Below are 13185 nucleotides of genomic sequence, written 5' to 3' on the forward strand. Positions count from 1 at the left end.
AGAGCGACACGGACACCGACCCGGCCCGCAGGGGCCCGGGAAAACGAGGTTGGACGAAGGCGCCTGATTAACCCGATTGAAAACCTTCTGGTAGGGTTTCCAATCGCTCCTGAGATCGGATCGGCCGCGGATTTTGATTCCGAAAGCCCCCGATGTTAGGCTGGAACGGTTGCCCCGGAGTGAAGCACTGAAAAGTGCGTAGCGATGGTGTGCGCGTGTTCTTTGAGAACTCAACAGTGTGCCGATGAATGTCAGTGCCAAATATTTTGTTTGGTGCGATCAGATCAGGCGCCGACCATGGTGTCAAGCCGATGAGGTGTCGTGAGATGATCGTTGCTGGCTGCCGCATTCTTCCGTCTGTGGTGGTCAGTGTTTTTGCTGGTTTGAGTTTTTTGCTGGTGATTTGGCTCGATGTCTATGACTGATCGGCCCTTCGGGGTTTGATTGTGAGTCTTCAACGGAGAGTTTGATCCTGGCTCAGGACGAACGCTGGCGGCGTGCTTAACACATGCAAGTCGAACGATGAAGCCCAGCTTGCTGGGTGGATTAGTGGCGAACGGGTGAGTAACACGTGGGTGATCTGCCCTGCACTTCGGGATAAGCCTGGGAAACTGGGTCTAATACCGGATAGGACCGGCGGCCGCATGGCTGTCGGTGGAAAGGTTTTCCGGTGCAGGATGGGCCCGCGGCCTATCAGCTTGTTGGTGGGGTAACGGCCCACCAAGGCGACGACGGGTAGCCGGCCTGAGAGGGCGACCGGCCACACTGGGACTGAGACACGGCCCAGACTCCTACGGGAGGCAGCAGTGGGGAATATTGCACAATGGGCGCAAGCCTGATGCAGCGACGCCGCGTGAGGGATGACGGCCTTCGGGTTGTAAACCTCTTTCAGTACCGACGAAGCGCGAGTGACGGTAGGTACAGAAGAAGCACCGGCCAACTACGTGCCAGCAGCCGCGGTAATACGTAGGGTGCGAGCGTTGTCCGGAATTACTGGGCGTAAAGAGCTCGTAGGCGGTTTGTCGCGTCGTCTGTGAAAACCCGCAGCTCAACTGCGGGCTTGCAGGCGATACGGGCAGACTTGAGTACTGCAGGGGAGACTGGAATTCCTGGTGTAGCGGTGAAATGCGCAGATATCAGGAGGAACACCGGTGGCGAAGGCGGGTCTCTGGGCAGTAACTGACGCTGAGGAGCGAAAGCGTGGGTAGCGAACAGGATTAGATACCCTGGTAGTCCACGCCGTAAACGGTGGGCGCTAGGTGTGGGTTTCCTTCCACGGGATCCGTGCCGTAGCTAACGCATTAAGCGCCCCGCCTGGGGAGTACGGCCGCAAGGCTAAAACTCAAAGGAATTGACGGGGGCCCGCACAAGCGGCGGAGCATGTGGATTAATTCGATGCAACGCGAAGAACCTTACCTGGGTTTGACATACACCGGACCGCCCCAGAGATGGGGTTTCCCTTGTGGTCGGTGTACAGGTGGTGCATGGCTGTCGTCAGCTCGTGTCGTGAGATGTTGGGTTAAGTCCCGCAACGAGCGCAACCCTTGTCCTGTGTTGCCAGCAATTCGGTTGGGGACTCGCAGGAGACTGCCGGGGTCAACTCGGAGGAAGGTGGGGACGACGTCAAGTCATCATGCCCCTTATGTCCAGGGCTTCACACATGCTACAATGGCCGGTACAGAGGGCTGCGATACCGCGAGGTGGAGCGAATCCCTTAAAGCCGGTCTCAGTTCGGATCGGGGTCTGCAACTCGACCCCGTGAAGTCGGAGTCGCTAGTAATCGCAGATCAGCAACGCTGCGGTGAATACGTTCCCGGGCCTTGTACACACCGCCCGTCACGTCATGAAAGTCGGTAACACCCGAAGCCGGTGGCCTAACCCCTCGTGGGAGGGAGCCGTCGAAGGTGGGATCGGCGATTGGGACGAAGTCGTAACAAGGTAGCCGTACCGGAAGGTGCGGCTGGATCACCTCCTTTCTAAGGAGCAACTCCCGTCGGTGGGTCACACAGGTGACTCCGCCACGGGCAGAGCCATTTCGGATTCACACGTAATCCGGTGGTGCTCATGGGTGGAACGCTGACAGTCATCACCGCGCGGGAAGGACCCGAGTGTCCTTCTGCGGTGGTTATATCGGTGCACTGTTGGGTCCTGAGAGAACACGCGAGTGTTTTGTCAGCGACGATGCTCATCAAAGCTTCCGCCGGTCGGTGGGGTGAGTAGTGGGTGTTGTGTGTTGTTTGAGAACTGCACAGTGGACGCGAGCATCTTTGTTGTAAGTGTTTATGAGCGTACGGTGGATGCCTTGGCACCAGGAGCCGATGAAGGACGTGGGAGGCTGCGATATGCCTCGGGGAGCTGTCAACCGAGCTGTGATCCGAGGATTTCCGAATGGGGAAACCCAGCACGAGTGATGTCGTGTTACCCGCGCCTGAATATATAGGGCGTGTGGAGGGAACGTGGGGAAGTGAAACATCTCAGTACCCACAGGAAGAGAAAACAACATGTGATTCCGTGAGTAGTGGCGAGCGAAAACGGAAGAGGCTAAACCGGATACATGTGATACCCGGCAGGGGTTGTGTGTTCGGGGTTGTGGGGTTCGATGTGTCGGTGCTGCCGCGCCGGCCGACAGTGAGAAATCGCCTGTGTTAGTCGAAATGGTCTGGAACGGCCTGTCGTAGAGGGTGAGAATCCCGTAGACGAAAACGCGGTGACTGTCGATTCGAATACCCGAGTAGCAGCGGGCCCGTGAAATCTGCTGTGAATCCGTCGGGACCACCCGATAAGCCTGAATACTCCCTGGTGACCGATAGCGGACTAGTACCGTGAGGGAAAGGTGAAAAGTACCCCGGGAGGGGAGTGAAATAGTACCTGAAACCGTGCGCTTACAATCCGTCGGAGCCTTCGAGCAGTTTGGTCTGCTGGGGGTGACGGCGTGCCTTTTGAAGAATGAGCCTGCGAGTTAGTGGCATGTCGCGAGGTTAACCCGTGTGGGGTAGTCGTAGCGAAAGCGAGTCCGAACAGGGCGCATCAGTGGCATGTTCTAGACCCGAAGCGGAGTGATCTACCCATGGCCAGGGTGAAGCGACGGTAAGACGTCGTGGAGGCCCGAACCCACTTAGGTTGAAAACTGAGGGGATGAGCTGTGGGTAGGGGTGAAAGGCCAATCAAACTCCGTGATAGCTGGTTCTCCCCGAAATGCATTTAGGTGCAGCGTCGCGTGTTTCTCACCGGAGGTAGAGCTACTGGATGGTCTAGGGGCCCACAAGCTTACCGAAATCAGCCAAACTCCGAATGCCGGTGAGTGAGAGCGCGGCAGTGAGACTGCGGGGGATAAGCTTCGTAGTCGAGAGGGAAACAGCCCAGATCGCCGGCTAAGGCCCCTAAGCGTGTACTAAGTGGAAAAGGATGTGGGATCGCTGAGACAACCAGGAGGTTGGCTTAGAAGCAGCCACCCTTGAAAGAGTGCGTAATAGCTCACTGGTCAAGTGGTTCTGCGCCGACAATGTAGCGGGGCTCAAGTACACCGCCGAAGCCGCGGCACTCGCACAACACCCCGGAGGGTCCACGGATCGTCCGGCAGTGGTGTGGGTGGGTAGGGGAGCGTCGTGCAGCCGGGGAAGCGCCGGAGTGATCCAGGTGTGGAGGCTGCGCGAGTGAGAATGCAGGCATGAGTAGCGAAAGACGAGTGAGAAACTCGTCCGCCGAATGACCAAGGGTTCCTGGGCCAGGTTAATCCGCCCAGGGTGAGTCGGGACCTAAGGCGAGGCCGACAGGCGTAGTCGATGGACAACGGGTTGATATTCCCGTACCCGTGTGAACGCGCCCCTGGTGAATCATCGGTACTAACCGTCCAAAGGGTGATCGAGTTCCTTCGGGAGCCGAGAGCCTGCTGCACGGGACCTTCGGTGGTAGTAGCCAAGCGATGGGGTGACGCAGGAAGGTAGTGGGGCCGGTCAGTGGTTGTACCGGTGTAAGCCCGTAGGGCGTGACACAGGCAAATCCGTGTCGCACACAGCCTGAGAGGTGATGCGTAGCCGAATGAGGCGAATTCCATGATCCTATGCTGCCGAGAAAAGCCTCTAGCGAGCTTTCACACGGCCCGTACCCCAAACCGACACAGGTGGTCAGGTAGAGAATACCGAGGCGATCGAGAGAACTGTGGTTAAGGAACTCGGCAAAATGCCCCCGTAACTTCGGGAGAAGGGGGACCAGTCCCGGTGACCGGACTTGCTCCGTGAGCCGGGGGTGGTCGCAGAGACCAGAGAGAAGCGACTGTTTACTAAAAACACAGGTCCGTGCGAAGTCGTAAGACGAGGTATACGGACTGACGCCTGCCCGGTGCTGGAAGGTTAAGAGGACCGGTCAGCGGAGTTCACTCCGCGAAGCTGAGAATTTAAGCCCCAGTAAACGGCGGTGGTAACTATAACCATCCTAAGGTAGCGAAATTCCTTGTCGGGTAAGTTCCGACCTGCACGAATGGCGTAACGACTTCTCTGCTGTCTCAACCACAGACTCGGCGAAATTGCACTACGAGTAAAGATGCTCGTTACGCGCGGCAGGACGAAAAGACCCCGGGACCTTCACTACAGCTTGGTATTGGTGTTCGGTTCGGTTTGTGTAGGATAGGTGGGAGACTGGGAAGCCCGCACGCCAGTGTGGGTGGAGTCGTTGTTGAAATACCACTCTGATCGTATTGGACCTCTAACCTCGGACCCTGATCGGGTTCAGGGACAGTGCCTGGTGGGTAGTTTAACTGGGGCGGTTGCCTCCCAAAATGTAACGGAGGCGCCCAAAGGTTCCCTCAGCCTGGTTGGCAATCAGGTGTCGAGTGCAAGTGCACAAGGGAGCTTGACTGTGAGACCGACAGGTCGAGCAGGGACGAAAGTCGGGACTAGTGATCCGGCACCGGCATGTGGAAGCGGTGTCGCTCAACGGATAAAAGGTACCCCGGGGATAACAGGCTGATCTTCCCCAAGAGTCCATATCGACGGGATGGTTTGGCACCTCGATGTCGGCTCGTCGCATCCTGGGGCTGGAGTAGGTCCCAAGGGTTGGGCTGTTCGCCCATTAAAGCGGCACGCGAGCTGGGTTTAGAACGTCGTGAGACAGTTCGGTCTCTATCCGCCGCGCGCGTTAGAAACTTGAGGAAGGCTGTCCCTAGTACGAGAGGACCGGGACGGACGAACCTCTGGTGTGCCAGTTGTCCCGCCAGGGGCACGGCTGGTTGGCTACGTTCGGAAGGGATAACCGCTGAAAGCATCTAAGCGGGAAGCCTGTTCCAAGATGAGGTTTCTCACCCCCTCGAGGGGGTAAGGCCCCCGGCAGACCACCGGGTTGATAGGCCGGAACTGGAAGTGCGGTAACGCATGCAGGTGACCGGTACTAATAGGCCGAGGACTTACCACAAAGAAGCTACGCGTCCACTGTGCGGTATCTGAAACAACACACTCACACTCGCTGCGCGAGGAGTCGGAGTAAACGCTGCCCCCCAAGAAATGGGTGGGCCTGCGGCCCCGACCCCCGCGAACAGCGTGCGTGGGTCGTTTCACAGAGTTACGGCGGCCATAGCGGAGGGGAAACGCCCGGTCCCATTCCGAACCCGGAAGCTAAGCCCTCCAGCGCCGATGGTACTGCACCCGACAGGGTGTGGGAGAGTAGGACACCGCCGAACACCCGTTACCGGAAGCCCCCCAACCTCGTTGGGGGGCTTCCGGCATTTCCGCATGTTCCGGTTCGGCTCCCTCTTGTCCGTGCTCCGGCACAGGCGAATCATTGAATCTACGGTGGTCGCGATTGCCGGCCGTCGGGTGACGCCGACGGTGGACGGCGACGGGTCGGCCACGGAAGCCGTTGGGTGCGGGCTTGTCCCGCACGTGGAGGCGATTGTGATGTTCATTCAGGTCTGGCAGGGGACGGTTCGCGACGAGCAGGGACTGAAGGCCTGCCTGCAGCGGTGGACGGACGAGCTGCGCCCGGGCGCAGTGGGCTATCTGGGTAGCACGTCGGGATTCAGCGACGACGGCACCTTCGTGTCGGTGGCGCGGTTCGAGTCGGAGGAGGCGGCCCGCCGCAACAGCGAACGTCCGGAGCAGGGCGCGTGGTGGGCCGAGGCCGAGCAGTGCTTCGACGGGGAGATCACCGTCCACGACTGCCGTGACGTCGAGGTGTGGATGGAAGGTGGCTCGGACACTGCAGGATTCGTACAGGTCATGGAGGGGCACTGCCCCGATCTCGGGCGGATGAAGAGTCTGCTCGCCGAGGGTCAGGACCGGGTGCATGAGCTGCGGCCCGAGATCATCGGCGGCACGCTCGCCACCTACGGTGACGACGGGTACGTCGAGACGGTGTACTTCTCGTCCGAGGAGGAGGCACGGGCGCACGAACGGATGGAGATTCCCGACGATCTGCGGCCGCTTCTGGAGGAGGAGATGCGCCTGCTCGGCGACGTGCACTACTACGACCTGCACGAGCCCATTCTCACCCCGAGCGGCAGGTGAGCCGGCTCAGCCGACAGTAGGGAAGCCCGGGCCGTGGTGGCACGGCCCGGACCGCCCCGCAGTGTCAACCGTTCCGCAGTGTCAGGGCCTCGGCCGGTGGGGCAGGGCCCGCGTGAGCCGCGGCGCCCAGCCGTGGGACGGCCAGCGCTTGAGTCCCAGCCGATCCGGCGTCAGACGGGTGTCGACGAAGAGCTTCTCGAGTTCGGGATCTGCGTCGCCGAGGAAGCGGTAGAGGATGGTGCCGCCGTTGTCCTCGGTGCGGGATGCCGCTTCCCAGCCGGTGGCCCGGTAGGCGCCGCGCACGATGTTGTCCGCCACCACCAGGATGGGCAGTCCGTCGACCCGGCGTGCCGCGGCTCCGGCCGGCCACGGACGGTCGGCGAGTCCTCGGACCTGTTCGGGGGAAGCCGATTTCGCATCCGTGATCCGCAGCACGACGCACGGGGTGGGCAGCTCGGGTGCGGCCTCCGCGGAGTACTGACGTATCAGCTCCTCGATGGGGTGGGCCACCCGGTCGGATTCCTCGGTCGCGCCGACGAGGTTGGTCAGCACGAGTTCGCCGTCGTGCGGTTCGAGCAGCCCCAGCACCGAGACCAGGGCCTGCGCGGTGAAGCCGGCGGCGTGGTCGGCGTCGACCGCCGGGGCCACCCGGTCGGCCACGACGTAGTGGCCCACGGAGTAGCCGGAGTCGTAGACGGCACGGATCCGGTGCACAGCCGCGTCGGCTTCGGGGGTGTGGGCGGGCGGGGCCTCGCCGCCGGCGGTGAGCTTGTGGTTTTCGCCGAGTGCCGTCCAGGTCAAGGCGAACAGGCGGTTTCCGCGGCCCTGTCCGACGTGCAGGACGGTGTGGTCGCGCGGATCGACGAGGGCGTACACATAGGCACCGAGCTGTTCGACGACCATCGCCGGCAGCGGGTCCGGGGTGGGGGTGCGGTCGTCGACGTCGGTGACGATCTCGCGCAGGACGGCGAGGCGCAAGGCGACCGGCACGGTGCCGGCGGAGCCGCCGAACAGTTCGCGGTTGGCGGCATCGACGGAGCCGAAGGCGCGTCCGGTGTGGCGGGCCAGGGCGGCGAGCGCACGAGTGAACTCGGCGAGGCGCTGACGAGGGTCCGCGGCGGTATCGGGCAGCTCGTTGCTGGTCAGGAACATCTGGATCTCGGGGGACTCCAGGAGGATCTGGGCGATGTTCTGAGGAACTGTCCACACGGTACGCATGAGGCGACTGTAGGCCAGTCTCTTGCGGGTAGCGGGTTGCGTGCTCAAACGCGCTGCACAACGCTGGTGGTCACCGCCCGGCAACCGCGTCTTGGTACCGCGGACACGCGCCCGTGGTGTGACGATCGCCACGTTCGCCGTAGTCGTCGGCTACACGAAGGGCACGATTCACGGCACCCCTGCTCCCTGGGGGTGGCTCGTCGCTTAACGTAGACACGTGAGCATCCCAGTCCCCGATGCCGCGCGGTCTGCGGCGAGCCCAGCATCGAACTGGCCCGCGATTCTGACGTGGCGGGCGTACGACGTTCCTCGGATGGAGTCGGTGCGTGTCCAACTGAGCGGCAGTCGCATCAAGGCGGCGGGTCGCATCGTCGGCGCGCAGTGCGCGGAGCACCCCGCGTTCAGCGCGTCGTACGACCTCGTGACCGACGAGAACGGTGTGACGCGCCGGTTGTCGGTGCGCACGACCGTGGCCGCCGGCGAGAGGCACATGTCGATCAGCCGGTCCGAGGAGGGCATCTGGATGGTCGACAACGGCACCCAGCACCAGCGTTCGGCGTTCGGCGGGGCACTCGACGTCGATGTCATCCTCAGCCCGTTCTTCAATGCGCTGCCGATCCGCCGCTACGGGCTGCAGTCCGGCGCGGACGAACTCGAGGTGCCGGTCGTCTACGTGAACCTGCTCGACCTCGGCATCGAGGAGGCCACCCTCGTCTACAGCAGCGCGGCCGACGGCATCCACGTCCTGTCCCCGGTCTCCAGCTCCTCGGTGACGGTGGACGGCGACGGTTTCGTCGTGGACTACCCCGGTCTGGCGGGGCGGATCTAGGCCGGGCTGTTTCAGGAGAGGGCGCTGCCCTCGCAGTTTCAGGAGAGGGCGCTGCCCTCCACTGCCATCGCCAGTGCGAGGGCCGTGGACTCTGCGGGGTGACTGCCGTGCCTGCCGGTCCCGGTGGTCAATCCGATCACCTGTACGCCGATGGGAAAGTCCCCGCCGCCCGGCGCGGGAACCGACACCGCAGGTACGCCGAGCACGCTGAACGGGATGCACATCTGCAACAGCGGCCCCCGGAGCGCGGCGGGGTCGCTGTCGAGTGCCGCCGATCGCAGCGGGGTGGTGACGGTGATCAGGGCGTCGAGCCCGTCGTCGCGGCGTAGCCGGCGCAGGACGTCGCGGCGCAGCCGGGCGGCCGTTCGCACGGCCCGCACGTAGTCCGTCGCCGGACGGTCCCGCTGAGCCGCGAGCAGCGCCGCGGTGGCCGGCTGGTAGAGGTCCGGGTCGTTCTCGAACCAGCGCTGATGGGTTTCGTACGCCTCCGAGCCGGTGACGACGGGATACACGGCGAGCAGGTCGTCGGTCTCCGGCAGCGTCACGTCCCGTACCTCCGCACCGAGGTGGGCGAGCGTGCGGCAGGCGTCGTCGAGCGCGGACTCGAATGCGGCGTCGGGCACGTCCCAGAGGCCGCCGCGCAGCCGCCCGACCCGCAGACCCGAGACGGGCGTGCGCAGGTGTGCGATTCCGGGCAGCGCACCCCACACCAGTCCGGCGTCGAGGACGTCGCGGGCGAGCAGGCCCACGTGGTCGAAGGTGGTGGACAGGGGGAACACCCCGTCGACCGGCAACGCGCCGCGGGTGGGCTTGAGGCCGACGACGCCGCACAGTGCCGCCGGGGTCCGCACACTGCATCCGGTGTCGGTGCCCAGTGCCAGCGGCACGATGCCCTTGGCGACGAGCGCCGCCGACCCCGAGGACGAGCCGCCGGTGATCCGGGTGGGATCGTGCGGGTGCCGGGCCGGTCCGGACGCGTTGACCAGGCCACTCGGCCCGTACGCGAACTCGTGCAGGTGCGTCTTGGCCACCACGACGGCGCCGGCCTCGCGGAGCCGCTCGACGATCCTGGCGTCCCGTGCGGCCGGCGGTGCGTCGGCGAGGACGTTGCTGCCGCACCGCGTCGGCATCCCGGCGACGTCGATGTTGTCCTTGACGGCGACGGCGACACCGTGCAGCGGGCCGATCCAGTTGCCGGCCGCGAGTTCGGCGTCGGCGCGAGCGGCGGACTCGAGGGCGGCGGCGTCGTTGCGAGCGGCCACGAGGTTCGACCACGGTGTGCCGTCGAGGGCGTCGAGGTCGGCCAGCACCTGCCGGACGTGGCCGGTGGCGGTCAGTTCGCCTTTCGCGAGTGCCGCCGTGGTGTCGCGCAGTGTCACCGCGTCCACACCTCGCCGCGGCGGCCGGCCTCGCGCAGCCGGGCGATCCAGTCGGCATCGCCGGGGACGATGCCGGTGACGGGCCGCCGTGCGCGCTGCTCGAATCGTCGCCGGGCGGCGTGACCGGCGGCGGTCAGCTCGGCGGTGCTGCCGTCGGCGAGTCGCTCGCGGGCGAGGCGCAGCACCTCGAGGGTCTCGTCGAGGGTCGTGAGCAGCGCCGTGGCGTTGCCCTCGCACATCGCGTCGACCAGCGCGGGTGCCGTCCCGGCGACGCGGGTGCCGTCGCGGAACGAGCCGGCGGCCAGGCCCAGCGCCAGGTCGCCTCCGGCGGCCCCGGACAGCGCCAGTGCCTCGGCGAGCAGGTGCGGCAGGTGCGAGACGCGGGCGACCGCGGCGTCGTGCTCACCCGATTCGGCGGGCACGACGACGGAACCGCAGTCGAGGGCGAGATCGGCGACCTGCGTCCACACCACGGGGTCGGTGCCGTCGTCCACGGTGACCACCCACACCGCGTCGCGGAACAGTTCCGCGAATCCCGCCGACCAGCCGGACTCGGCGGTGCCGGCCATGGGATGGCCGCCGACGAAGCGGGCGGACAGCCCGTGGGCGGCGACAGCGGCGGCGACCTGCGACTTGACGCTGACCACGTCGGTCAGCGCGGCGTGCGGGGCGTGCTCGGCGACGGCGGCGAGCACCACGTCCACCGCGGGCACGGGCACGGCGACGACGACGAGGGCGTCGGATTCCGCGGCGCGCCGCAGCGTGGCCGGCAGGTCGGTGGAGGCGTCGAATCCGTCGGCCCGCGCGGCCTCGACGGGCTCCGCCGACCGGTTGTATCCCCAGGCCTCGCGACCCGCGGCGACGGCCGCACGCAGCAACGATCCGCCGATCAGGCCGAGGCCGAGCACACACACGGGCGGGGTGGACGCGGAGGTGGGCACCCGAACAGGTTGGCACATCGCCCGCTGGACTTCATTCACGGGACTGCGCCGACTACCGTTGCGCCCATGGCTGCGCAGCGTGCGGGGAACAAGAGCCCTTCCGTGAGTTCGACTGAGGACCTCGACGGGTTCGGGGTCGCCGTGACGCGGGAGGACGGTCGCTGGAAGTGCAAGACACTGTCGGCGGCGGTGTTGACGAGCCTCGAGGTGGCCGACCGGGAGCTGCGCGAGCTGCGCAGCACCGGCGCGATCTTCGGGTTGCTCAACGTGGACGACGAGTTCTTCGTCATCGTCCGGCCCGCCCCGTCGGGCACGCGTCTGCTGCTGTCCGACGCGACCATGGCCATCGACTACGACATCGCCGCCGACGTGCTCGACGCGTTGAACATCGAAATCCCGGATATCGACCCCGACGAGCTCGACGACATCGAGCCGTGGGAGGAGGGCGATCTGGGGATTCTCGCGGACTTGGGATTGCCGGAGCCGGTGCTGGCGGTGATCGCCGCCGAGTCCGATCTGTATCCGGACGAGCAGATCGAGGAGATCGCCCAGCGGCTGGGATTCGACGACGTCCTCGCCACGACGCTGGACAAGCTGCGCCCCTAGATGGGCCTGCGCGACGACGAGGCGATGATCCGGGCCGCGCTGGAGGCGGCCGCCGCGGCGCCGGCCGGCGACGTGCCGGTGGGTGCGGTGCTGTTCGATGCGGACGGGACCGAGCTGGCCCGTGCGGCGAATTCGCGGGAGGCCACGGGCGATCCGACGGCTCATGCGGAGGTGCTGGCGCTGCGCGCGGCGGCGAAGGTGCACGGCGACGGCTGGCGGCTCGAGGGCACGACGCTGGCCGTGACGCTGGAGCCGTGCACGATGTGTGCGGGCGCGCTGGTGCTGGCCAGGGTGCACCGCGTGGTATTCGGGGCATGGGAGCCGAAGACGGGTGCGGTCGGGTCGCTGTGGGACGTGGTGCGTGATCGTCGGCTCACCCACCGCCCACAGGTGCGCGGCGGCGTGCTCGAGGACGAATGCGCGGCGGTGCTCGAGGACTTCTTCCGGGCCCAGCGTCTCGCCGAACGCCGGTGACCTGCGGATTTCAACTCCGGGACCGAATCCGGTAAAGTCGTGGGCGGTGGCGTGTCCGAGCGGCCTAAGGAGCACGCCTCGAAAGCGTGTGACGGGTAACCCCCGTCCGAGGGTTCAAATCCCTCCGCCACCGCCAAGAACGGCCCCGATCCGGTTGACCGGATCGGGGCCGTTTTCGTTCGTCGAATGCGCAGGTCCGGTCGCCTCACCCGGCGTGTCGTGACGACAACTGCGCACTCGCGACGGTGGTCGGTCGCTGCGGCGCCCAGCCGGGCGGGCCGAACGCGTAGCCGAGCTTGTCGCGCCACCTCGTGGCGGCCCGCCAGTCGCGGGCGATGGCCTGGTACTCGTGCGTCTGCAGCCGCCAGATGTTGTAGGTGCCGACGGGCTTGGTGAGTCCGTACGTGGGGCGGTGGGTCTCGCGGCGGAAGGTACCGAACAGGCGGTCCCACAAAATCAGGATGCCGCCGTAGTTGCGGTCGAGGTATTCGGGGTCGCACCCGTGGTGCACACGATGGTGTGACGGGGTGTTGAACACGAACTCGACGGGCCGGGGCAGCGTGCCCACCCGCTCGGTGTGCACGAAGAACTGGTACACGAGCGAGACGGAGAATCCGACGAACACCATCCACGGCGGGATGCCGAGGAAGGGCAGCGGCAGCCACATGAGGATCTCGCCGCTGTTGTTCCATTTCTGGCGCAGGGCCGTGGCGAAGTTGAAGTACTCGCTCGAGTGGTGTGCCTGGTGGGTGGCCCACACGAGCCGCACCCGGTGCGCTGTCCGGTGGTACCAGTAGTAGAGCAGGTCGATGCCGAGGATCAGGATCGCCCACGTGTACCAGGCGTCCGCCGGTAGGTGCCACGGTGCGAGGTACACCCAGATCGCCGAGTAGCCGACGAGGGCCAGCACCTTCCAGGCGGCGCTGGTGCCGATGGAGACCAATCCCATGGAGATGCTCGTGCGCGCGTCGATGGCCTCGTAGCCGCCGCGCGGCGGACGGGTGTGCCCGTCGTCGCCGGGTTCGACGTGCTCGAGCGTGCGGGCGGCGGCCCATTCGAGGGCGAGGAAGAGCAGGAACGCCGGGATGGCCAGCGCGACGGGGTCGTGCAGAGGCTCGAGCAGCGACGCCCAGGACGCCGTCAGGGTCTCCCACATTCGGTCCTCCGGGAGTGATGTGAACAGGCGTCCAATCTACCGGAATGTGGTGACGGTCACTACGGCGGGCGAGGGGCCGCCGGGC

General features: G+C 65.3%; 8 protein-coding genes, 1 tRNA gene and 3 rRNA genes. 8 read left to right on the top strand and 4 right to left on the bottom strand.

Annotated features, from left to right (window positions below):
- The first annotated feature begins 454 nt into the window (after positions 1 to 454).
- The 4 genes from ISO16_RS19010 (at position 455) to ISO16_RS19025 (ending at position 6497) form a co-directional block, all read left to right on the top strand.
- A 16S ribosomal RNA gene (locus tag ISO16_RS19010) occupies positions 455 to 1976 on the top strand.
- A 294-nt stretch (positions 1977 to 2270) separates the two neighbouring features.
- Positions 2271 to 5406, top strand: a 23S ribosomal RNA gene (locus ISO16_RS19015).
- Between the two features lie 148 nt (positions 5407 to 5554).
- Positions 5555 to 5671 (top strand): 5S ribosomal RNA (gene rrf, locus ISO16_RS19020).
- Together the 16S, 23S and 5S rRNA genes form the textbook arrangement of a ribosomal RNA operon.
- A 217-nt stretch (positions 5672 to 5888) precedes the next feature.
- Positions 5889 to 6497: a hypothetical protein gene (locus ISO16_RS19025; RefSeq protein WP_029547057.1), complete on the top strand. Its 609-nt coding sequence runs from the start codon at positions 5889 to 5891 to the stop codon at positions 6495 to 6497.
- Between the two features lie 81 nt (positions 6498 to 6578).
- Here ISO16_RS19025 and ISO16_RS19030 read toward each other — a convergent pair whose 3' ends face one another.
- Positions 6579 to 7715 (bottom strand): GIY-YIG nuclease family protein, encoded by a 1137-nt coding sequence (locus ISO16_RS19030; RefSeq protein WP_006944466.1) that lies wholly within the window; start codon positions 7713 to 7715, stop codon positions 6579 to 6581.
- A 217-nt stretch (positions 7716 to 7932) separates the two neighbouring features.
- Here ISO16_RS19030 and ISO16_RS19035 point away from each other — a divergent pair, with 217 nt between their 5' ends.
- Positions 7933 to 8544, top strand: a complete 612-nt coding sequence (locus ISO16_RS19035) for a putative glycolipid-binding domain-containing protein (protein ID WP_072633992.1) — start codon at positions 7933 to 7935, stop codon at positions 8542 to 8544.
- 38 nt (positions 8545 to 8582) lie between these two features.
- On the opposite strand, the gene ISO16_RS19040 is transcribed toward ISO16_RS19035, so the two are convergent.
- Both ISO16_RS19040 and ISO16_RS19045 read right to left on the bottom strand, forming a co-directional pair.
- Positions 8583 to 9932: an amidase gene (locus ISO16_RS19040; protein WP_072633993.1), complete on the bottom strand. Its 1350-nt coding sequence runs from the start codon at positions 9930 to 9932 to the stop codon at positions 8583 to 8585.
- Positions 9920 to 10882, bottom strand: coding sequence for a prephenate dehydrogenase (locus tag ISO16_RS19045; RefSeq protein ID WP_072633994.1), 963 nt, complete (start codon positions 10880 to 10882; stop codon positions 9920 to 9922). The genes ISO16_RS19040 and ISO16_RS19045 overlap by 13 nt, the downstream gene beginning before the upstream one ends.
- Before the next feature lie 48 nt (positions 10883 to 10930).
- Here ISO16_RS19045 and ISO16_RS19050 point away from each other — a divergent pair, with 48 nt between their 5' ends.
- From ISO16_RS19050 to ISO16_RS19060, 3 genes are all read left to right on the top strand, one after another.
- Positions 10931 to 11470 carry a tRNA adenosine deaminase-associated protein gene (locus ISO16_RS19050; RefSeq protein ID WP_044476378.1) on the top strand — a complete coding sequence of 180 codons (540 nt, stop codon included), beginning with the start codon at positions 10931 to 10933 and terminating at the stop codon, positions 11468 to 11470.
- Positions 11471 to 11944 carry a nucleoside deaminase gene (locus ISO16_RS19055; RefSeq protein ID WP_006944474.1) on the top strand — a complete coding sequence of 158 codons (474 nt, stop codon included), beginning with the start codon at positions 11471 to 11473 and terminating at the stop codon, positions 11942 to 11944.
- Between the two features lie 45 nt (positions 11945 to 11989).
- Positions 11990 to 12080: transfer RNA gene (locus ISO16_RS19060), tRNA-Ser, on the top strand.
- Between the two features lie 69 nt (positions 12081 to 12149).
- Here ISO16_RS19060 and ISO16_RS19065 read toward each other — a convergent pair.
- Positions 12150 to 13100 (bottom strand): sterol desaturase family protein, encoded by a 951-nt coding sequence (locus ISO16_RS19065; RefSeq protein ID WP_029547063.1) that lies wholly within the window; start codon positions 13098 to 13100, stop codon positions 12150 to 12152.
- Positions 13101 to 13185 lie beyond the last annotated feature (85 nt).

This window comes from Rhodococcus sp. M8 (assembly GCF_015654185.1).
Classification (GTDB): domain Bacteria; phylum Actinomycetota; class Actinomycetes; order Mycobacteriales; family Mycobacteriaceae; genus Rhodococcus; species Rhodococcus aetherivorans.

Excerpts from the sequence above, each read along its gene's own strand:
- ISO16_RS19055 (WP_006944474.1), top strand. The coding sequence starts at position 11,471 with ATGGGCCTGCGCGACGACGAGGCGATGATCCGGGCCGCGCTGGAGGCG.
- ISO16_RS19025 (WP_029547057.1), top strand. The coding sequence starts at position 5,889 with ATGTTCATTCAGGTCTGGCAGGGGACGGTTCGCGACGAGCAGGGACTG.
- ISO16_RS19050 (WP_044476378.1), top strand. The coding sequence starts at position 10,931 with ATGGCTGCGCAGCGTGCGGGGAACAAGAGCCCTTCCGTGAGTTCGACT.
- ISO16_RS19030 (WP_006944466.1), bottom strand. The coding sequence starts at position 7,715 with ATGCGTACCGTGTGGACAGTTCCTCAGAACATCGCCCAGATCCTCCTG.
- ISO16_RS19065 (WP_029547063.1), bottom strand. The coding sequence starts at position 13,100 with ATGTGGGAGACCCTGACGGCGTCCTGGGCGTCGCTGCTCGAGCCTCTG.
- ISO16_RS19045 (WP_072633994.1), bottom strand. The coding sequence starts at position 10,882 with ATGTGCCAACCTGTTCGGGTGCCCACCTCCGCGTCCACCCCGCCCGTG.